This is a genomic window from Muribaculum intestinale (assembly GCF_002201515.1).
In the GTDB taxonomy this organism is placed as follows: domain Bacteria; phylum Bacteroidota; class Bacteroidia; order Bacteroidales; family Muribaculaceae; genus Muribaculum; species Muribaculum intestinale.
On sequence record NZ_CP021421.1, the window covers coordinates 621,763 to 641,897 of the forward strand.

Consider the following 20,135-nt stretch of genomic DNA (forward strand, 5'->3'; position numbering starts at 1 on the left):
TTTTAACACGAAAGTTTAATAAAATTTTAATCAGTATATTTGCACCAACAAATAAAAGAACTCGGACGCAGGAAATCCGACGGATTCGGCACATTCACATTCGACAATGTAAGCCTGCGCGAGGGCGAAAACACCATTACCGCCAACTCATCCGGCAAAGGGCCGAAGGCCGCCGACACGGTAGTGTGGACACTCATAAAATAACAGGCCTGCTCTACTCACTGTCGGGACAGACGGCAATCTTGATTACCCCCTCGCCCAGCGACTCAAACAGGCTATAGGCCTCCTCGATACGGCTTAGCGGGAATGTGTGAGTGACAAGCGGAGTAGTGTCAATCCTCCCCTCCGATATCAGACGAAGTATCTCCTCGCAGTCGCATCCGTCGACACCTCCCGTCTTGAATGTGAGGTTCTTGCCGTACATCTGCGGAAGAGGCAACGTCTGGTTGCCGTCGTAAAGGGCCACGACGGTCACTATGGCGTTGGGGCGGGCAAGCTCCCAGGACATGCGGAACGAGCTGTCGCTTCCGGCCACCTCAATCACCCTGTCGGCGCCGCCATGCTCGCTGATGCGCATCACCGTGTCGCGACATTCCTCGGGTCCGGTGACATACACGCCGGGATATCTTGAGCCGACAAACGCACGCCTACGGGCATCCGTCTCACACACAATGATATGGCGGGGATTGTGCAGCATGACACACTGGAGGGTGCACAGTCCGGTAGGTCCGGCTCCAATGATAAGCACCGTATCTCCCGATGAAATCTCCGAGATACGCGCGGCCCAGAACCCCGTGGCAAGAATGTCGCCGGTGAAAAGCGCCTGCATGTCCGTCACGTTGTCGGGTATGAGGGTCAGCCCGTTGTCGGCCATAGGCACACGCACATACTCAGCCTGGCCGCCGTCGATACGGCATCCGAGAGCCCAGCCGCCGTCGGGGTCGGTACAATTGTTGACCCATCCGTGCCTGCAATAGAAGCATTCGCCACAGAATGTCTCTACATTTACCGCCACGCGGTCGCCCGGACGGAAGCCTCTGACGCCGCTCCCCGTTTCTTCCACCACTCCCACCATCTCGTGGCCGACGGTCACACCCGGTACGGCACGAGGCACACTCCCGTGCTTTATATGAAGGTCGGAACTGCAGATGCTCGACAAAGTGACACGCACTATGGCGTCGCCCGGAGAGAGCACCACCGGGCGCGGCTTGTCAACAAATCCGAAGCGCCCGCGGTCGATATAAGTATACGCTTTCATAAAATAAGAGCTTGTTTCTTAGGGTATTTAAGAGCTTGTTTAATAATAAATGTTACCGTCAGGGCGGTCAGTCGGCGAGCAGATTTTCGCTTGTGATGAGGGAGTTATGGGGCTCCATAACGACCGAAGAACGGGCGGAAAGATGCCGGCGAATGACCGAAGGGATGTAATTTGTTCCATATTGTTAATATATTTTTACATTTGCTTTAAAGCAGGCAAGAGATTGAATGGTTATAAAGCTACCTTTTGTCTCGTATATCTTGGTCGCTTTTCTCCCTGTTCCTCAGTCATGTACATAAAGTACACTCCTTCGGCACATGTCGAAAATCGAATCAAGCTATACGACCCTGCCGGCAACATTTATTATTAAACAAGCTCTAAGTGTGCTTCGACAGATAAATCATATCACGAAGCACCACTCCATTCTCAATTATCGGATACGGATAATTATCTACAAAGAAATCAGCGACAGTATGAGAATACTCATATCCCGACTTCATGTAAAATCCGAGCGTAGCAGGATTTTCCCCTGTGCCGAGTAATATAACCGAGCCGGGATGAAGGGTTTCAACATATTCAAGCATCGCCCTGCCTATGCCCTTACGACGGAAGACGGCCTCTACTGCCAGATTTTTCACTTCATACCGGCCGTCTCCTTCACATGTGACAGCACATACGGCGACTACACGATTGTCAATAAATCCGGCATAAAGCTCCGACCGGTCAATATAACGGCGTATCATCGGCTCCGACTCGTCGCCTACAAGGAGCAACGGCATGTACCCCTCCTTATCGCACTCATTGACTATGCTGATAATCATGTCACTACTACATGTCAGTGTCAATATAAAAAAGCTCTCTGTCAGGGCCCGACTGCTCGGCATGGTGATAAGCGAAGCCACACTTCTCGGCGACACGACGCGACTTGCGGTTGGCTTCATAAAAGGCAATCCACATGTTTTTCTTGCCAAGCACTCGGCGGGCATATGACATAATGGCCTTCACAGCCTCGGGTATCAGTCCCTGGCCCCAGTATGGCTTACCTATCCAGTAGCCTATTTCCGCATCAGGATGTTTTATGTATTCGCTATGCAATGCCTCGTCAGGCACAAGACCACAGCAGCCCACAGGCTCTCCCGTATCTTTCAGTACTACGGCAAAAGTGGCGGGAGCGGAAAACACGGTCTTTATCACTTCACGACTGAACTCGACCGATGTATGCGGCGGCCATCCGGCAGAGGTTCCGACATCCGGGTCTGAAGCATATTTATAAAGAGCCAGGGCATCGTCTTCATACCATGGCCGCAATATAAGGCGTTCAGTCTCAATATGTTTTTCTGAAATCATCATGTCTTTCTCTTTAAAGAGTATATCCAAGTCCCACAATAAGTGTCATTGGGCTATATCGTGGGGATTTTATTCGCGAAGATACGATTTTTTATGTACTTTTACCGAAAACTACCGTTATGCTGATCTTAATCGCAGAATCAAAGAAGATGGCGGCGTGCGACTCATCAGTCTCCGGCGCCGAATACAACAGCCACCGCCCTGTATTTGAAAAAGAGGCGTCCATGATAATGGACTCGTTGCGCGACATGAATGCCGACACTCTGCTCGGAAAGGTAAAAATCAGTTTGCCAATGGTGAGACGCCTGCAACAGATGATTTATGAATACCCCGACAAATCGCACGGCGACATGGCCATAAATGCATTTACCGGAGTGGTGTTCAATGCATTCCGGTATACAACACTCAGCGAAGAGGCGCGCATGGCCGCTTGCCGGCGGGTAAGAATCATATCATCGCTCTACGGATGGCTGCAGCCCGACGATATAATCCGACAGTACCGTTTTGACTTCACCAATCCGCTGGCTCCCGAGGGCGCAACGCTGGCCTCATACTGGAAAGAGGCCGTGACCTCACGTCTGCTACAGGAACTGGCCGACGCCAACCACACCGACATGCTCAATCTCCTGCCGGCCGACGCAGCGCGCTGTATCGACTGGAAGCAGATAGCGCAGAAAGCCCGGGTATGGAGGGCCGACTTCCGCGAGATGCTGCCTGCCGGAGCCACACGAACACCCAACTCCAACCGACTCAAGACCCTGCGCGGCCAGCTCCTGCGACAGATAATCACCGAAAACATCAGCAGTCCCGAGCAACTTACATCGCTTGCCGGCGATGACTATATCGCAGTGGGAGGCGACACCTCCACAGGCGACATCATATTCCACACCGCTCCATAAACAATCAAAAAAATCTTGCACACAATTTGCAAATTACAATACAATATTGTAATTTTGCGGTGTAATAACAACCTATTTTTATCTTCTTCTAAATATGAAAACAACATCTGTGCGCACTAAGTGCAAGAGTGCGAAAGCGAAAACTCCGCGCTACAAATTTGACCCGCTATGGCGTAGAGCCATGAGTGCATCGGGTTGTGATGACAGCTACACCGAGCAAATGGTGCGCGACTACATCGAGCATGGCAAGCAGCCCAACTTCCACTATCTTGACCAGCAGGGATTTGCCTGCGCCTGGATTATAATCCGCGCCGATATCGACCGTAGACGCCGACGCAACGAGCGTGCCCGCGAGCGTCGCCGTCAGCTCCGCGCCCGTCTTCAGGCCGAGCGTGAGGCCGCAGAGAAGGATGCCCGCAAGGCTGCCAGGCTTGAGCGCAAAGCCGCCTCGACCCGCTCTTCGCGCGAAAAATCCAAGGCCATGCGTGCCGCCAAAGCAGCACGCGACAGAATTGCCGGAAGAAACCAGGCGCCGAGGACATCATCCGCCCCGTCGTGCCTAAGCCATGCTACATACACCAAGGAAAACCGACAGCCGTCCAGACAGCGTTTTGCCGACCGATTTCGCGGCCCCGGATATAAAAAGGCGGCTACCGCAGGTGGAGGGCTTCCATGAAACGACGCACAGTGGCCGGATTGCCTGAATACTTGCCCTGGTCCTCGCTAAGTTTGCATGTCTCGAAATAAAACGGCCACGACTCGGTAATCTTGACGGCAAGCAGCTTGATGACAATGTTCATCGGCTTCACTCCGGGGAAGTCGTTGGTAAAATGTGTGCCTATGCCATACGACGGCTGGCACTTTCCCGCGGCATAGCGCTGCAATTCTATCGCGGCATCCACATCGAGCGCATTGCTGAACACAATCTGCTTGGTAAGCGGGTCGATGTTGAGCGAGCGGTATTTCTCAATTATCATGTCGAGCTGACGGCGGTTATCGCCACTGTCGACACGCAGCCCCTTGAACATATTGGCATAATCTTCCGAAAAGTTGAGGCTGAATATGCGCCATCCGTAGGTATCGTAAAGAAATGTCCCCAAGGCCCCGCGATAGGTATTCGCCCATGTCTTCATCGCCAGGAAGTTGGCCATCTGCGGCCCATACATGCCAGCTATGGCGCATATGAATTCGTGGGCCATGGTGCCTACCGGCGTAAGATTGTATTTCATGGCAAGATACACGTTGCTTGTGCCGATAAAATGGCCGGGGCCGCCACTCCCCGAGTCGCAATCCTTCATGGCGCGCACGGCGGTATCCTGCGATCTGAACGAAGCGCGTCGGCGTGTGCCGAAATCGCTGAACATGCATCCCTCCGAGATGAGCCGCGCAGCTTTATTCCACGAGCGGCGGTAATACCCTTCATAGTCAAGCGTCTCCGACACACAGGTCATCATGTAGTACAGCTCAGAGATGATGGCAAGCACCTTTACCTCAAGCAGTATGGTGTTGCTCCAGCTCCCCTCGAACTCCACCGAAAGGTGTCCATCCCGGTCCTGCGCCACAGTGACCCATCTCGAATCGTAGCGGAACCCTTTCAGAAAACTGTAGAACCACGAAGGTATGTAGCGGCACCGGCGGCGCATGAAGTCAATCTCGCGGTCGGTTATCACGACATCTTCGAGCATCTTAATCTGACGCGTAAGCTCCGCGGCAAATCCGGGCGGATATATCGTATTGTCGCGGTCATTAAACCGGTATTTCACCTGTGTGCGGGGATAATTCTCGATAACGGCGCAGCACATGGTGAACTTATACAGGTCGTCGTCGGTAAAATGTCGTATTATCTGATGCATAGTCGGAGATTTCTTATCATTAATATAACACTACAGCACAGCCTCAGGTTGATTCACGAATCATGCCGATATAATTTTTCGACCGGTTAATCCGTTAGATAATCAATACATATCATATACACTCATATACCCGATTTATGAAACTGCCAATCGCCATATTTCTGTCACTGACAACCGCGACTGCCGTCGCCTCACAAGAGCCGGAACGCAACATAATCCGCATCTCCACCGACAATACCGATCTGATATTTGAGACCGGGCCTAACAATCGGCTCTATCAGACTTATCTCGGCCCAAGGCTTCTTAATGAGGAAGATCATAAAAATCTGTCATGGCACCACTACGCAGGTACCGACGGTGCTGTGTCGACCCGCGGCTGGGAGGCATATTCCACATCGGGCAACGAGGATTTCTTCGAGCCGGCTCTCGGCATTACGCATGCCGACGGCAATATGACCACATATCTCTACTATGTAAGTTCGTCGCAGGAGCCGGTAGAGGGCGGCACCCACACACGCATCAATCTCAAGGATGACAAATATCCGGTAGAGGTGACGCTAAACTATGTGGCATATCCCAAAGAAAATGTAATAAAGACATGGACCGACATATCGCACCACGAGAAAAAGCCGATTGCCATGTGGCAATATGCGTCGGCCATGCTGTATTTCAACGAGCCCGAGTACTGGCTCACTGGATTCAGCAGCGACTGGGCCCGTGAGGGACAGCTGAGCAGCCAGCAGCTGCAGCCAGGCAAAAAGGTAATCGACACCAAACTGGGGAGCCGCGCAGCCATGCATGCCGAGCCATTCTTCGAGATTGGCCTCGACGGTCCTGTCAGGGAGCACAGCGGAGAGGTGCTGATGGGCACTCTCGGATGGACCGGCAACTTCCGCTTCACATTTGAAGTGGACAATGTGGGATATCTGCGCGTGATACCCGGCATAAACCCCTATGCATCTACCTACGAGCTTAAGGCCGGCGAGACATTCACCACACCTGAATTCATATTCACACTCAGCTGTGACGGCACCGGCCAGGGTAGCCGCAATCTCCACGACTGGGCGCGCAGGTATAGTCTGAAAGATGGCAAAGGCCAGAGGATGACCCTCCTCAACAACTGGGAGAACACCTCATTCAACTTTGACCAGGAGCGCCTGGCCTCGCTCATGAAGGAAGCCAAGGACCTTGGGGTTGACATGTTTCTGCTCGACGACGGATGGTTTGGCAACAAGTATCCCCGCTCCAACGACCGCGCCGGCCTCGGCGACTGGGAGCCGACCAAGGAAAAGCTGCCCGGAGGGATAGCGGCGCTCGTAAAATCGGCGGATGACGCCGGGGTGAAATTCGGCATATGGATAGAGCCTGAAATGGTGAATCCGAAAAGCGAGCTCTATGAAAAGCATCCCGACTGGGCTATCGAACTGCCCAACCGCGACACCTACTACTACCGTCATCAGCTCGTGCTCGACCTCAGCAATCCCAAAGTGCAGGACTATGTGTTCGGTGTGGTAGACAGAATCATGACCGAGAACCCTGAGGTGGCCTACTTCAAATGGGACTGCAACAGCCCTATTACGAATATATTCTCACCATATTCCAAAGATCGTCAGGGCCAGCTCTACATCGACCATGTGAGGGGTCTGTACAACATACTCCGCCGTGTGAAAGAAAAATACCCCGACCTGCCGATGATGCTATGCGCCGGAGGTGGCGGACGCTGTGACTACGAGGCATTGAAATACTTTACGGAATTCTGGTGCTCGGACAATACCGACCCTATCGAACGCATCTATATACAGTGGGGATTCTCACAGTTTTTCCCGGCAAAGGCCATGGCGGCCCACGTCACAAGCTGGAACCGGAATACCTCAGTGAAATTCCGCACGGATGTCGCAGCCATGTGCCGCCTTGGATTCGACATCGGCCTTCACGAACTCAGCGCCGACGAGCTGGACTACTGCCGCCAGGCTGTAGCCAACTGGAATAGGCTACAGCCGGCTGTGATGGATGGCGACCAGTACAGGCTCGTATCGCCGTATGCAACGAATCATGCAGCCATAGAGTATGTCGACAAGTCAAAAGAGAAAGCTGTGCTGTTTGCCTACAATCTGTCGCCGCGATTCCAGGAAAAACTCACAGCGGTAAAGCTGCAGGGGCTTGACCCGCAGAGGAAATATCTGGTGAAAGAAATCAATCTGATGCCCGGCACAAAATCGGGATTCGCATTCGACGGCAAGACATTCAGCGGCGACTATCTGATGAAGGTCGGCCTTGAGGTGCTGACACGCCGCCACAACTCTTCGTCGGTAATAGAGCTGACCGCAATGTGACAGAAAAATGTGCGACAGATAGTCTGCACGCCACACAGTACTTTCTCCCTGAAAAGTACCTATTACCAATATCCGTAACTAACCTCCCTGACGGTAACATTTATTATTAAACAAGCTCTTAGTGATACTATACGGAGGTCGAATCTTTTAGGATTTGACTTCCCAATGACCGTTTTTGTCGCTGCCAATCCTGATTACTAAATCCATTTCACGAAGAGCCTTTGTTGTCCTCCTTGCTGTTTTTTCAGTGACAGTCATAAGGGAGGCAAGCTCTCTATGAGTTACATTTGGATTGGATTTTATTATTTCTAAGGCTCTTTTTTGTGTCTCTGAAAGATTTACAGGGACATTTACAGGGACATTTACAGGGACATTTACAGGGACATCATTCTCCTTAGATGTCTTATTTACCGGCGGACAAGCTCGGGCAGTAACCTTTAATATAAAGGCATCGAGATGGTAAGTAGGCGGCAGCATATCCACTGCTTCCATTTCTCTGCTCATGCGGTCAACACCTTCGCCAAATTCCTTTACAAACTTGTATGCTTTCAGAAACTGTGCGATGTGAGGATTACGTGAGAAATGTGTGTGACGGATGTTGTCAGGCTTTACATTGCCGGGCAATGTGCCGGGACTCTCAAATACAAGACGGTCGTCAAACATCTTTACTTGTATTTCAGTGCCGCGAATCGCATAATCACGGTGGCATTCGGAGTTGACCGTAAGCTCTTGTAGTACAAAATGAGGATATTCCCGTTTGGTTACAAACCGTCCGTCCTGACCGAGATAGGTTGGCTCATCAATCTGCAATTCAAGCAGTTCAACCATCTTGTTTATCTGATTAAGAATGGTGCCTTCAAAAATAATGTCTTTTACAACATTCATCTCAGCTCCGACTTTCTCCTCTGTACCTCGATATTTTATGAAGCGGATTCTTGCACGCGGAAAGAATCGTTGAGGGTTCTTTCCGAACAAAAGAATAGCAGCCGCACTTATCCGTTGGCCTGAATCGGAATCCTTTACATAATCGTAGTTCTCGGTCAAGAACTCCATGGCAGACTTACCATAACCGAGGACATTCATGTAATCCTTTACAGCAGTCAGATCCAAATCATCAATGGTGGCATCTGATACCGGAGTATCCTCGAAAGACTGCACCCCTTTGTCGTACATCAATTGCATACGCTCCAAAAAAGTCAGTTTTCGCGACTTATCACCTATTCTCAGATAACACTCATCATTCTGGGTGGCGTGGAGATCAACGCTCGGCTGAATATGAAATAGCAATACCTTGTCAGACTCACCATTTCTGTTAGTACAGTCGATTAAGTCAAACGTGGCCTTGACCGTAGGATTGCAGTAATCGTATGGCACACGGAGTAGCTCATTCAAATGCTTCTCGCTTGAACATACTCCCTCAATCTCCCGTTTACGGTCAGAGATACCTACTGCGAGTTCGCCACCGTCAGCATTAGCCATAGCCACAAAAGTGACGGCCAGACCTTTCGGATCGATTGCAAAGCTCTTGCAATCAAAAGTCTGACCTTCCTCACGGGTCAATATGTCTTCAATAGTCATGTTCATATATCAGCCATGGCTCAAATGCCAATAATGTAAAGTTACGAAAATATCCTGACATATTGACGTTTACAACGAAATTATATCATCATAAGTTTTTTAATGTTACAGAGAAAGCGGCAAGATATACGACCCTGTCGGCAACATTTATTATTAAACAAGCTCTAATATTTATTCCGGTGACAAGATAGATTACGACCATTATTCCATACAAGCAATATGGCAACTGATGAATTGGCGTAAAATGTGTCTGAGGAATTGGCGGTTTGTCAGGGCTGGCGCATGAGATTTAACTCAAATTCAGTCAAAAATTCACCTGATTATGTGAAATAAACTTTCAGATATTGCATATATTGCTGAAAATGGATATATTAGAGGTATGCAAATAGAAATTTTCAGCAAAGTAAAAGACCCGCGTGACTTGGGCAAGGTTAAACATGAGCTCGAGGATGTGCTCCGAATGGCACTCATCGGCGTGTTGTGTGATTGTGAGGACTGTGACGACATATCGGATATGGTTACAGACCGAGAGGAAGAATTCAAGGCCGCCGGATTGCTGAAGCTTAGCAACGGCGTCCCGTGTGGTGACACGATACTTCGTGTTGTAGAGTCTGTCAATCCCGCTCAGCTCCGGGCAAGTCTTGATTGCTGCCGAGGCCACATAATCGAATCCCTGTGCGGCAATCAGGTCATCATTGACGGTAAGAAACTGCGGGGTGAAAATCCCAGGAGTCCCGGATGCCACGGACTGTATATCCTCAATGCGTGGGTATCTGAAACAGAAATCTGCGTTGCCGAAAAGCCGGTGGATGGCAAGACCAACGAACTTACGGTTCTGCCGTCCGTATTGTCCTCTTTATGGCTTACAGGGGCATTGGTTTCAGTCGACGCAATGGGGACCCACCGTAATATCGCAGAACAGATCATACTCCAGGGCGGCGACTATCTGATGGCGCTTAAAGACAATCAGCCGATACTCAAGGGCTTGACGGAAAGTATCTTTAGTCGCACTACTCCAATATCGGTATACACAACCGAGGAAAAGGGGCACGGAAGAGTTGAGAAGAGAACCTGTTCAATTATGGATACGACACTTTTGGAACAGGAGGGAATGTACGAGAAGTGGCCCGGTCTTAAACGTATCATAAAGATGGAGCGTGAGCGTACTGAGAACGGTGCCCGCTCGCGTGAAACAATCTACTATCTCAGCAGCGTGGAGAAAGATGAGGCTTCTTACTATGCGATGCGTATTCGTGCGCACTGGGGTATCGAGAACAAACTGCACTGGCATCTCGACGTGACGTTTCGGGAAGATATGTGCCGCGTACGCGCCAAGAATGGCGCTGTCAATTTTTCAGCGATGCGCAAGTATGCATTGGAAATGCTTAAAAAGCAGAACGATAAACTCAGCCTTAAACGAAGACGCAAAAAATGTATGTGGAGCACTGAATATCTGTACAAAGTCTTTAAGGATAGTTAAATCTCATGCGCCAGCCCTGGCGGTTTGTGGAATGGTTTTGCCGGAATGCCGAAAAATCACTAAATTTGCAGGCTCAAAGGAAAGAGTGGCGTTTGTGGTATGTCCGCTATTACGTAACGCCCGTAGTGTAAATATAATATATCATATAGTATGAAGAAAGCACTCATTACAGGGGTTACGGGTCAGGACGGCTCGTTCCTGGCAGAGCTTCTGCTCGAAAAAGGTTACGACGTGCATGGCACTATCCGCCGCTCGTCGGTTGACTTCCGTGAACGTATCGCCCATCTTGAGGGTCATCCCAATTTCCATCTCCACTATGCCGACCTCGGCGACTCGATGTCGATACTTCAGGTGGTAGGCAAGGTGCGCCCCGATGAAATCTACAATCTCGCAGCACAGAGCCACGTGCAGGTGTCGTTTGACTCGCCTGAGTTTACAGCCGACATCGATGCCACCGGAGTGCTTCGTGTGCTTGAGGCAGTGCGTCTGACCGGCCTTAAGGACACTTGCCGCATCTATCAGGCATCCACATCAGAGCTTTATGGAAAGGTAGAGGAAGTGCCTCAGAACGAGAACACCCCCTTCCATCCCTACAGCCCTTATGCAGTGGCCAAGCAGTATGGATTCTGGATTGTCAAGGAGTATCGCGAAGCCTACGGCATGTATTGCTGCTCGGGTATTCTCTTCAACCATGAGAGCGAGCGTCGCGGCGAGACTTTCGTCACCCGCAAGATAACCCTTGCCGCCGCCCGTATAGCCCAGGGGAAGCAGGACAAGCTCTATCTCGGCAACCTCTCTTCGCTGCGCGACTGGGGCTATGCCAAGGACTATGTGGAGTGTATGTGGCTCATTCTCCAGCATCCGACTCCCGAGGACTTCGTTATCGCCACCGGCGAGCAGCACTCCGTGCGCGAATTCTGCGAGCTTGCTTTCCGCAACGTCGGCATCGAACTGCGCTGGGAAGGTGAGGAAGAGAACGAAAAGGGTATCGACGCGGCTACCGGCAAGGTGCTTATCGAGGTATCGCCCGACTTCTACCGTCCGACCGACGTGGTAAATCTCTGGGGCGACCCCACAAAGGCCCGCGCAAAACTCGGCTGGAACCCGCAGAAGACATCGTTCGCCGAACTGGTGAAGATAATGACCGACGCCGACATGGCCAAGGTGGCTGTAGAGCGTGCCGGCGAAAGCGTGCGCACCAACCTCGCCGAATATCTTGAAAAGGGTATCGTTAAGTAAAATAATTACGATAATAGTTAGGAAATGTCCGCAGATTTGACCTAAATTTGCGGACATTCCCATTTTTAGAAATATATGAACAGCTTCAAGCGTAACATAATCGTCACCGGTGGCGCCGGATTCATAGGGAGCCATGTGGTGCGCCTTTTTGTGAACAAGTATCCCGACTATCGCATAATCAATGTCGATGCACTTACATATGCCGGCAATCTGGCCAATCTGAAAGATATCGAGGATGCTCCGAACTATCTTTTTGTAAAGGCCGACATATGCGACTTCGACAAGATGCTCTCGCTTGTGCGCGATTATGGGGTGGACGGCATAATCCATCTTGCCGCCGAGAGCCATGTCGACCGGTCGATAAAAGACCCGTTTACATTCGCCCGTACCAATGTGATGGGCACTCTGTCGCTTCTGCAGGCTGCCAAAATAGCCTGGGAGGAACGTCCCGAGGGATATGAAGGCAAGCTGTTCTACCATATCTCGACCGATGAAGTATACGGAGCGCTTGAACTGACGCATCCCGACGGACTTCCGTCGCCGTTTACCACCGCGGCATCGTCGTCGACCAACCACCATGCCTACGGCGAGGAGTTTTTCCTTGAGACCACCAAGTATAATCCCCACTCTCCATATTCAGCCTCGAAGGCTTCGAGCGACCATTTCGTGCGCTCGTACCACGACACATACGGCATGCCTGTCGTTATTACCAATTGCTCAAACAACTACGGTCCGTATCAGTTCCCGGAAAAGCTGATACCACTGTTTATCAACAATATCCGTCACCGCAAGCCCCTGCCGGTGTATGGCGAGGGCCTCAACGTGCGCGACTGGCTCTTCGTGGAGGACCATGCCCGAGCCATTGACCTGATATTCCACAAGGGGCGTATTGCCGACACCTACAATATCGGCGGATTCAACGAGTGGCGCAACATTGATATCGTAAAGGTGCTGATACGCACAGTCGACCGTATGCTCGGCAATCCCGAAGGATACTCCGACAGCCTCATCACCTATGTCACCGACCGTGCGGGCCACGATCTGCGCTATGCCATCGACTCGCGCAAGCTACAGCGTGAACTCGGCTGGGAGCCGACACTACAGTTTGAGGAGGGGATAGAGCGCACGGTGCGCTGGTATCTTGACAACCAGGAGTGGCTCGACTCAGTTACCTCAGGCGACTATCAGAGCTACTACGAGCAGATGTACGCCAACCGCTAAAAAGACAATATACGGACAGACATGGGCAATATATCGAGCGACGTCGCTCGATATATTGCCCATGTTTCCCTAAAAATCACTTGTTTTAGGTATTTCGGAGATAATGGAAAAGTGGTAAATTTGCGGCATGATACAACAGATAGAGTTTACACTGCGTGCTTATCCGCGCGGAATACATCTGATTACAGGAGAAATACTCAATAAATTGCCTCAACTCCCCGAGGCGGGAATAATCAATCTGCTGATAAAGCACACATCGGCGGCGCTGGCGCTCAACGAGAACGCCGACCCGGATGTGCGCAGCGACCTGCGCTCGATTTTCGACCGTATGGTGCCGGAGAACGCGCCCTATTACCTGCATACTGACGAAGGGCCCGACGATATGCCCTCTCATGCCAAATCGGTAATTGTGGGCTCGACGCTGACGCTCCCGGTCACAAGAGGGCGTCTCAATCTCGGCACATGGCAGGGAATCTATCTGTGTGAATTTCGCGACTACGGCGGTGCGCGCTCAATCGTGGCAACCGTTATGTCGTGACCAACGCATTGTTTCTGACACAGGTCATATAATCCATCATGAGACATTTAGTTACTGTTGCCGCCGTTTGCTCGGCTTTGTACGCGTATGCTCTGGAGGAACAACCCGATTCGCTCTTTGGCGAACTCGACGAGGTGGTAGTGACTACTCCGAAAGGGCCACGGAAACTTATGGGAGTCACTAACTCAGAACTTATCACCGCTTCGGAGCTTAAGCGTGCGGCATGCTGCAATCTCGGCGAGAGCTTCACCACCAATCCGTCGGTCGACGTCAACTATACGGACGCCGCCACAGGCGCCAGGCAGATACGTCTGTTGGGGCTATCGGGCTCTTATGTGCAGATGCTTACCGAGAATATACCAAACTTCCGCGGAGCGGCGTCGCCCTACGGTCTCGGCTATATCCCGGGGCCGTGGATGCAGTCGATACAGGTGTCGAAAGGTGCATCTTCGGTAAAGAACGGCTATGAGTCGATAACCGGACAAATCAACGTGGAGATGAAAAAGCCCCAACTCGACCCGTCGCTGTCGGTAAATGGCTACTACGACATGATGAACAAACTTGAACTGAACGCCGACGGAAATCTCCATCTCGGACGCAACTGGAGTGGCGGGCTCCTCACACATTTCGAAAACGGATTTTCGGGACATGACAGCAACGACGACGGCTTTATCGACATGCCGCGTGTGCGTCAGTTGTCGGCGATGCCGCGTGTGGCTTATCTCGGCCGTAACTATGTGTTTCAGGCGGCGGCAAAAATACTCGACGAGCGCCGCATAAGCGGACAGGACACGCATCATGCCCATCCGAGCATGATGGATATGCCACTGTATGAAATCCGTATCGATACACGCCGTTGGGAGGCATTCGCGAAAAACGCCTATATGTTTGACCGCGACAACGACGGCAATGTGGCGCTTATACTTTCGGGCTCGAGGCACGACCAGGACGCAGCCTATGGCCTCCGCATATGCAATGTGGATCAGCGCGAGGCTTATGCATCGCTGATGTTCGAGCGCAAATGGCGCGGAGTCCATGCCCTAAGTGCCGGACTGTCGTTCAACTACGACTACTACCGATTTCACTACCGTATGCAGGCCGATGGCGGGCTGCCACTTTCGAGGAGTGTGAGCCGGGAGGCCGTAGGGGGCGCATACGCGCAGTATACTCTTAATCTTGACGACAAGGTTGTGGTGATGGGCGGAGTGCGCTATGATTATAGCGATGTATACGGGGCGATGGTGACACCGCGCATGCATGTGCGCTACAATCCGTCGGAAGCCGTCACTATCCATGCCTCTGCGGGCAAGGGATACCGCTCGCCTCATCCGCTTGCCGAATATTCCTATCTTCTCGCCTCGTCGCGCAAAATTGATATTGCGCCCGGGCTCAGGCGCGAAGCAGCCCGGAACTTCGGTGCCGGCGCCGGCTGGACACTGTATCCCGCAGGGAAGAGGCTCCAGTTTTCAGGCGAGTACTATTACACTGATTTTTCCGACCAGCTGATGCTCAATCTTGACCGTGACCCCCATGCGGCATATATCTACTCAGACAACGGGCGTTCGTATTCCCACTCTCTGCAGATTGAGGCTACCTTTGAGCCACTGAGCGAACTGAGCGTAACGGCAGCATGGCGATTTACCGATGTCAAAGCTGATTATACCGGACACGGACTCTCGCAAAAGCCTCTGACATCGCGCCACAAGGGTCTGCTGACTGTAGGATGGTCGCCCGACATGGGGCTATGGCAGGTGGATGCCACATTTGTGCTCAACGGCCCGGGCCGCATGCCGACGCCATATGAAAAAGCTGACGGTACCCTTTCGTGGCCCGAACGTTACAAGGCATTCCCACAGCTTAACGCTCAGGTGACACGCAACTTCCGACATTGGGCCATATATGTCGGAGGCGAAAATCTCACCGGATTCCGTCAGAACAATCCTATAATCGGAGCGTCAGACCCATGGGGTCCCGATTTTGATGCGACAATGATTTATGGTCCACTGCATGGAGCCATGGTATATGTGGGATTTCGCTACAATATCACCAAATATCTATGATAACCAATCACACCCAACAATATTCCACACTATTATGAAGAATTATATTTTTGCGTTTCTGATGATGCTTGTGGCGGTCCCCGCGTTTATGTCGGCCAAGGACAACAATAAAGCCACGGTAGTGTTCACCGTAAGTCCGAAGATGACATGTCAGAACTGCGAGAACAAAATCAAGAGCAACCTGCGGTTTGAGAAAGGTGTAAGCTCGATTGTGACCAATCTGAAAGAGCAGACAGTAACCATAACCTACAATCCCGCAAAAGTCTCACCCGAGAGACTGACCGAGGCATTCAAAAAAATCGGTTATGCCGCCACACAATGCTCCGAGCAATGCAAGGATGGCGATAGTCTCATACCCTCTGCCGCTACGGGACATTGCGCGACATCATCCTCCGGCTCATGCTGCGGCGCGGCAAAGTCCAAGCCCGCATGTCCTGCCGCTTCACCGTCGAAGTAGGTCATCGCCATCAACCAACCCTTCGTATAATTCTATCTGATATTGTCAGCATTTTCTCCACAAGGCATAGTGGAGAAAATGCTGACAATATTATATCAGTTGCTGGCACTCACGGAATCGGAGATGAGCGATACGGCAACTTTGTCGATGCGCACATGGTCCATGTCGGCTACTTCGATGCGGAAGGAATGCCATATTATCGTATCGCCTTCGGAAGGTACCCTGCGCAGATGCTCCAGGATAAGTCCGGCGATAGTGGAATATGTGGCCGGTCTGTATAAATCCTCGCAATCGAAATATGCGAGGAAATCGTATATGGGGCATTGTCCGTCGATGAGCCACTCTTCAGTATCGGGACGTTTTACTATCATGGGGCCGTCTCCATCGTGGGTGATGTTGCCAATAAGTCCGTCGAGAATATCCCGCAATGTTATTATGCCCTGGAAAGTGCCATATTCGTCATATACGAGAGCCGAATGGGCGTTAGAGGTTTTGAATGTCTCAAGTGCGTCATACACTGTCATGGTTTCGGGAAGGCACATGGCGGGAGTCAGTGCTTTTCTTATGTCGAAGTCGGGTTTGCCGAGCGACAGTACAAGCTGCTTCAGGGAAATCACCCCACAGATATCTTCTTTCTCTTTGTCAAAGACAGGATACGCCGAGTGGAGATCATCAGAAAGAACGTTGCGGATGCTTTCCTGATCCATATCTACAGTAAGCGCCGCCACATCCTTGCGGCTGGTCATAATGGATTCGATACGGCAGTCGCCCATCATCAGGGCCCTCTCCATGATATCCTGTTCGACTTCCCTGACTTCGCCTGAAGATGCGCCTTCGTGAATCAATGATTTAATCTCTTCCTCTGTGACTTTTGTGGAGCCGGTTCCGATTCTGAAAATCTTTACGATGGCAGAAGTAGATATGGACAGGAGCCATACGACAGGATAGGTGATGAGGGAGAGCATCTTCATCGGGCCGGCAACAATCTTGGCAATTGTGTCGGCATGGCCCATTCCTATACGCTTTGGCACCAGTTCGCCTACAACAATCGAGAGATATGTGACTATTGACACTATGAATATGCGTGATATATTCATTGCCATTTTGGGAGCAAGGCCGAGGCGGACAAGGTAATCTCCGACCTCGGTAGCGATGGTGGCCCCGGAAAACAAGCCGGTGAGAATGCCGATAAGTGTAATGCCTATCTGTACGGTAGACAAAAAACGGTCGGGCTCGCTCTGGAGTTTCAACGCATTGGCTGCGTTTCTGTTGCCATCTTTGGCATCAGCGGTGAGTTTTGATTTTCGAGCGGAGATAAGTGCGACTTCTGACATGGAGAATATTCCATTGAGCAGAATCAATGCAATGATTATAATCAAGTCGTCCATAAAATAAACGGCAATACTGTTTTTAACGTGAGTTCGACGAAAATTAATTAGATGAGAAATTGGTGATTAGCGATAAAAGTATTAAATTTAAAGGACTCAATTTCAAACAAATACTCTTATCGCTATGCTCACCGAAGACAAAATTACTGAAATATTCGTGATTGCAGATGAATTCTGCAAAGTTTTTAATGCGATGCTCCGTCGCAGAGGTCTTTCGAAGATTCGTACGGACAGGAAGCGGGAATATCATCGAGATTGCCGTCTGTCGCAGGCGGAGGTCATTGTTATCATGATCATGTTCCACAGTTCCAACCATAAATGTCTCAAACACTTTTATCTGAACGAGATATGTCAGCGATACAGGCATCTGTTCCCCGAAACAGTCTCATACAACAGATTCACGGAGCTGGAGAAATCAGTGGTCGTTCAGTTCGTGATATTCGTAAAGAAATGTCTGCTGGGAAAATGTACCGGTATTAGTTTTGTCGACAGCACACTGCTACGTGTGTGCCGCAACCAACGGATACACATGCACAAGGTGTTCAAAGGAATAGCGCAACGTGGGAAGTGTTCGTTAGGTTGGTTCTACGGATTCAAGCTACATCTGATATGCAACGACAAGGGCGAGATTCTCAACTTCATGATCACTCCGGGAGATGTTGATGACCGGGAACCTCTGAAAGTGAAGTCGTTTGTCGAGTTCATATACGGCAAGATGGTCGGTGACAAAGGTTATATCGGCAAAGACCTGTTCTGCAAGCTGTTCATTGACGGAATCCAATTGATCACAAAACTGAAAAACAACATGAAAGGCGGTCTGAGATCAATGTATGACAGAATACTTCTGAGAAAACGGGCTATTATCGAAACTGTAAACGACCAACTCAAAAACATCGCTCAGATAGAACACTCGCGACACCGTTCATTTCCGAATTTCATCGTTAATCTCATTGGTGGGATAGCGGCTTATTGCCTGTTTCCAAAGAAACCGAGGATAAACTTAGAACGCGTGTATGATAATCAGCTGACTCTCTTTTGATTATTTTCATCGAACTCACGTGTTTTTAGAATCTAAAACAATATTCACCTTTTTTTAGTTGAACTCTCCGATGTATAATCGGCAGTGTTGCAGACTCCGATACTATCAATCTCCGTTATGATAAGACTATAGTAAGCGAGAATAAGAGTTTTTTTATAAATATTGTCGGACAGGGTAGTATAGGTTAAGGCGATATCTTCGTAATCTAATAAACAACAAGGGAGTACAGACATAGCACGACCTATCAAACAATGTATTGAAAATTTGGCATTCCGAGGCAGGGCTATAATTTAATTGCGCAGATAATAAAGGAATACCTGCCCTGGCCCATCCACACCCCAACGCGTTAGCGCACAGCGGACCTGGCGGCGTATACAACGTTAGCCTATGGCAAAAGCCGCGTCAGCGGTTTGCAGCCATAGGTCAAGAGGACAAAACCCCGCGAGGCCCGGCGTAGCCCGGCGACTAACTAAAACCCTAATAAAATCCCCCAAAAACAAACAACTCCCTGTCGCCGGGCCACGCCGGGCACAACGTGAATATTATACCATCATACCCCACCCTGCGAACCGCTAACGCGGCTCTTGGATGGGGCTAACGTTGTTGACACCGCTAAAGCGGCTGTGCGCTAACGCGTGGAGCCGCAAACGCATTTTTTAACAATTCAACCGGGTTTTGCTACTGACACCTAATACCTGCCCTTGCCCCATCCACAACCCAACGCGTTAGCGTATAGCCGCCCTGGCGGCGTATACAACGTTAGCCTATGGTAAGAGCCGCGTTAGCGGTTCGCAGCCATAGGTCAAGAGGACAAAACCCCGCGAGGCCCGGCGGCTTACTAAAACCCTAATAAAATCCCCCAAAAACAAACAACTCCCTGTCGCCGGGCCACGCCGGGCACAACGTGAATATTATACCATCATACCCCACCCTGCGAACCGCTAACGCGGCTCTTGGATGGGGCTAACGTTGTTGACACCGCTAAAGCGGCTGTGCGCTAACGCGTGGAGCCGCAAACGCAACACCCAATGAAGCGCCATATCATCAACACTCTGGAATTGCCGACATACCCCTCCGACCAATCCCTTGTCAAACACTCTCACTACAACGATACCAATACACTGACCCGACTACACTCTCTACTCCGCCACCACACACCCCAAAAACAACCCTAACCCGGTGGCTACAACTGCAACCCAACACAAAATTTTTAACAATTCAACCGGGTTTTGCTACTGACCCCTTATTGACCCGGAATAAATAGTACACTTCCGAAAAGAAATGACGGCTGATAATCGCTTGATTATCAGCCGTCATTCAGTACCCGGACCCGGGATCGAACCGGGATGGATTGCTCCAACGGTGTTTGAGACCGTCGCGTCTACCGATTCCGCCATCCGGGCATGGTCAGGTAGATGTATGTGCTTTTGTGGCGGCAAAGGTAA

At 50.6% G+C, this 20,135-nt stretch carries 18 protein-coding genes and 1 tRNA gene; 12 read left to right on the plus strand and 7 right to left on the minus strand.

Annotated elements, in window-relative coordinates:
* Positions 1-39 precede the first annotated feature (39 nt).
* Positions 40-204, plus strand: coding sequence for a hypothetical protein (locus tag ADH68_RS13875; RefSeq protein ID WP_157517389.1), 165 nt, complete (start codon positions 40-42; stop codon positions 202-204).
* Positions 205-214: 10 nt separating this feature from the next.
* On the opposite strand, the gene ADH68_RS02695 is transcribed toward ADH68_RS13875, so the two are convergent.
* From ADH68_RS02695 to ADH68_RS02705, 3 genes are all read right to left on the minus strand, one after another.
* Entirely contained in the window at positions 215-1,258 is a 1,044-nt protein-coding gene (locus ADH68_RS02695; protein ID WP_068959915.1) for an alcohol dehydrogenase, read from the minus strand.
* Positions 1,259-1,635: 377 nt separating this feature from the next.
* Entirely contained in the window at positions 1,636-2,079 is a 444-nt protein-coding gene (locus tag ADH68_RS02700; protein ID WP_068959914.1) for a GNAT family N-acetyltransferase, read from the minus strand.
* A gap of 7 nt (positions 2,080-2,086) precedes the next feature.
* Entirely contained in the window at positions 2,087-2,608 is a 522-nt protein-coding gene (locus ADH68_RS02705; RefSeq protein WP_235606684.1) for a GNAT family N-acetyltransferase, read from the minus strand.
* A 116-nt stretch (positions 2,609-2,724) separates the two neighbouring features.
* Between ADH68_RS02705 and ADH68_RS02710 the strand changes: the two genes are divergently transcribed.
* Both ADH68_RS02710 and ADH68_RS02715 read left to right on the plus strand, forming a co-directional pair.
* Positions 2,725-3,504 (plus strand): YaaA family protein, encoded by a 780-nt coding sequence (locus ADH68_RS02710; RefSeq protein ID WP_068959913.1) that lies wholly within the window; start codon positions 2,725-2,727, stop codon positions 3,502-3,504.
* 94 nt (positions 3,505-3,598) lie between these two features.
* Complete coding sequence (locus ADH68_RS02715) at positions 3,599-4,180, plus strand: hypothetical protein (RefSeq protein WP_068959912.1); 582 nt, start codon at positions 3,599-3,601, stop codon at positions 4,178-4,180.
* Here ADH68_RS02715 and pncB read toward each other — a convergent pair.
* A complete protein-coding gene (pncB, locus tag ADH68_RS02720; RefSeq protein WP_068959911.1) occupies positions 4,155-5,357 on the minus strand; it encodes a nicotinate phosphoribosyltransferase in 1,203 nt (400 codons plus the stop codon). The genes ADH68_RS02715 and pncB overlap by 26 nt on opposite strands.
* Positions 5,358-5,494: 137 nt before the next feature.
* Between pncB and ADH68_RS02725 the strand changes: the two genes are divergently transcribed.
* Positions 5,495-7,690 carry an alpha-galactosidase gene (locus ADH68_RS02725; protein WP_068959910.1) on the plus strand — a complete coding sequence of 732 codons (2,196 nt, stop codon included), beginning with the start codon at positions 5,495-5,497 and terminating at the stop codon, positions 7,688-7,690.
* 147 nt (positions 7,691-7,837) lie between these two features.
* Here ADH68_RS02725 and ADH68_RS02730 read toward each other — a convergent pair whose 3' ends face one another.
* Positions 7,838-9,268, minus strand: a complete 1,431-nt coding sequence (locus ADH68_RS02730) for an ATP-binding protein (RefSeq protein ID WP_068961962.1) — start codon at positions 9,266-9,268, stop codon at positions 7,838-7,840.
* Positions 9,269-9,647: 379 nt separating this feature from the next.
* On the opposite strand from ADH68_RS02730, the gene ADH68_RS02735 reads away from it, so the two are divergent.
* From ADH68_RS02735 to ADH68_RS02760, 6 genes are all read left to right on the plus strand, one after another.
* Complete coding sequence (locus tag ADH68_RS02735; RefSeq protein WP_068959909.1) at positions 9,648-10,748, plus strand: ISAs1 family transposase; 1,101 nt, start codon at positions 9,648-9,650, stop codon at positions 10,746-10,748.
* Between the two features lie 150 nt (positions 10,749-10,898).
* Positions 10,899-11,987, plus strand: a complete 1,089-nt coding sequence (gene gmd, locus ADH68_RS02740; RefSeq protein WP_068959908.1) for a GDP-mannose 4,6-dehydratase — start codon at positions 10,899-10,901, stop codon at positions 11,985-11,987.
* Positions 11,988-12,062: 75 nt separating this feature from the next.
* Entirely contained in the window at positions 12,063-13,208 is a 1,146-nt protein-coding gene (gene rfbB / locus ADH68_RS02745; protein WP_068959907.1) for a dTDP-glucose 4,6-dehydratase, read from the plus strand.
* A gap of 127 nt (positions 13,209-13,335) precedes the next feature.
* Entirely contained in the window at positions 13,336-13,746 is a 411-nt protein-coding gene (locus ADH68_RS02750) for a secondary thiamine-phosphate synthase enzyme YjbQ (protein ID WP_068959906.1), read from the plus strand.
* A 38-nt stretch (positions 13,747-13,784) separates the two neighbouring features.
* On the plus strand, positions 13,785-15,806 hold the full coding sequence (locus ADH68_RS02755) for a TonB-dependent receptor plug domain-containing protein (protein WP_084273911.1): 2,022 nt from the start codon (positions 13,785-13,787) through the stop codon (positions 15,804-15,806).
* Positions 15,807-15,840: 34 nt separating this feature from the next.
* Positions 15,841-16,263 carry a heavy-metal-associated domain-containing protein gene (locus tag ADH68_RS02760; protein WP_068959904.1) on the plus strand — a complete coding sequence of 141 codons (423 nt, stop codon included), beginning with the start codon at positions 15,841-15,843 and terminating at the stop codon, positions 16,261-16,263.
* 95 nt (positions 16,264-16,358) lie between these two features.
* Here ADH68_RS02760 and ADH68_RS02765 read toward each other — a convergent pair whose 3' ends face one another.
* Positions 16,359-17,651 carry a hemolysin family protein gene (locus tag ADH68_RS02765; RefSeq protein WP_068959903.1) on the minus strand — a complete coding sequence of 431 codons (1,293 nt, stop codon included), beginning with the start codon at positions 17,649-17,651 and terminating at the stop codon, positions 16,359-16,361.
* Between the two features lie 124 nt (positions 17,652-17,775).
* Here ADH68_RS02765 and ADH68_RS02770 point away from each other — a divergent pair, with 124 nt between their 5' ends.
* Both ADH68_RS02770 and ADH68_RS14005 read left to right on the plus strand, forming a co-directional pair.
* Positions 17,776-18,690, plus strand: a complete 915-nt coding sequence (locus tag ADH68_RS02770) for an IS982 family transposase (protein WP_084273910.1) — start codon at positions 17,776-17,778, stop codon at positions 18,688-18,690.
* A 1,028-nt stretch (positions 18,691-19,718) separates the two neighbouring features.
* Positions 19,719-19,865, plus strand: coding sequence for a hypothetical protein (locus tag ADH68_RS14005; protein ID WP_157517388.1), 147 nt, complete (start codon positions 19,719-19,721; stop codon positions 19,863-19,865).
* Positions 19,866-20,011: 146 nt separating this feature from the next.
* Here ADH68_RS14005 and ADH68_RS02775 read toward each other — a convergent pair.
* Positions 20,012-20,093: transfer RNA gene (locus ADH68_RS02775), tRNA-Leu, on the minus strand.
* Between the last annotated feature and the right edge of the window lie 42 nt (positions 20,094-20,135).

Bases quoted from the DNA above. Each gene is read 5' to 3' on its own strand.
- ADH68_RS02695 (WP_068959915.1), bottom strand. From the start codon at position 1,258: ATGAAAGCGTATACTTATATCGACCGCGGGCGCTTCGGATTTGTTGAC.
- ADH68_RS02700 (WP_068959914.1), bottom strand. From the start codon at position 2,079: ATGATTATCAGCATAGTCAATGAGTGCGATAAGGAGGGGTACATGCCG.
- ADH68_RS02705 (WP_235606684.1), bottom strand. From the start codon at position 2,608: ATGATGATTTCAGAAAAACATATTGAGACTGAACGCCTTATATTGCGG.
- ADH68_RS02710 (WP_068959913.1), top strand. From the start codon at position 2,725: ATGCTGATCTTAATCGCAGAATCAAAGAAGATGGCGGCGTGCGACTCA.
- ADH68_RS02715 (WP_068959912.1), top strand. From the start codon at position 3,599: ATGAAAACAACATCTGTGCGCACTAAGTGCAAGAGTGCGAAAGCGAAA.
- pncB (WP_068959911.1), bottom strand. From the start codon at position 5,357: ATGCATCAGATAATACGACATTTTACCGACGACGACCTGTATAAGTTC.
- ADH68_RS02725 (WP_068959910.1), top strand. From the start codon at position 5,495: ATGAAACTGCCAATCGCCATATTTCTGTCACTGACAACCGCGACTGCC.
- ADH68_RS02730 (WP_068961962.1), bottom strand. From the start codon at position 9,268: ATGACTATTGAAGACATATTGACCCGTGAGGAAGGTCAGACTTTTGAT.
- ADH68_RS02735 (WP_068959909.1), top strand. From the start codon at position 9,648: ATGCAAATAGAAATTTTCAGCAAAGTAAAAGACCCGCGTGACTTGGGC.
- gmd (WP_068959908.1), top strand. From the start codon at position 10,899: ATGAAGAAAGCACTCATTACAGGGGTTACGGGTCAGGACGGCTCGTTC.
- rfbB (WP_068959907.1), top strand. From the start codon at position 12,063: ATGAACAGCTTCAAGCGTAACATAATCGTCACCGGTGGCGCCGGATTC.
- ADH68_RS02750 (WP_068959906.1), top strand. From the start codon at position 13,336: ATGATACAACAGATAGAGTTTACACTGCGTGCTTATCCGCGCGGAATA.
- ADH68_RS02755 (WP_084273911.1), top strand. From the start codon at position 13,785: ATGAGACATTTAGTTACTGTTGCCGCCGTTTGCTCGGCTTTGTACGCG.
- ADH68_RS02760 (WP_068959904.1), top strand. From the start codon at position 15,841: ATGAAGAATTATATTTTTGCGTTTCTGATGATGCTTGTGGCGGTCCCC.
- ADH68_RS02765 (WP_068959903.1), bottom strand. From the start codon at position 17,651: ATGGACGACTTGATTATAATCATTGCATTGATTCTGCTCAATGGAATA.
- ADH68_RS02770 (WP_084273910.1), top strand. From the start codon at position 17,776: ATGCTCACCGAAGACAAAATTACTGAAATATTCGTGATTGCAGATGAA.
- ADH68_RS14005 (WP_157517388.1), top strand. From the start codon at position 19,719: ATGAAGCGCCATATCATCAACACTCTGGAATTGCCGACATACCCCTCC.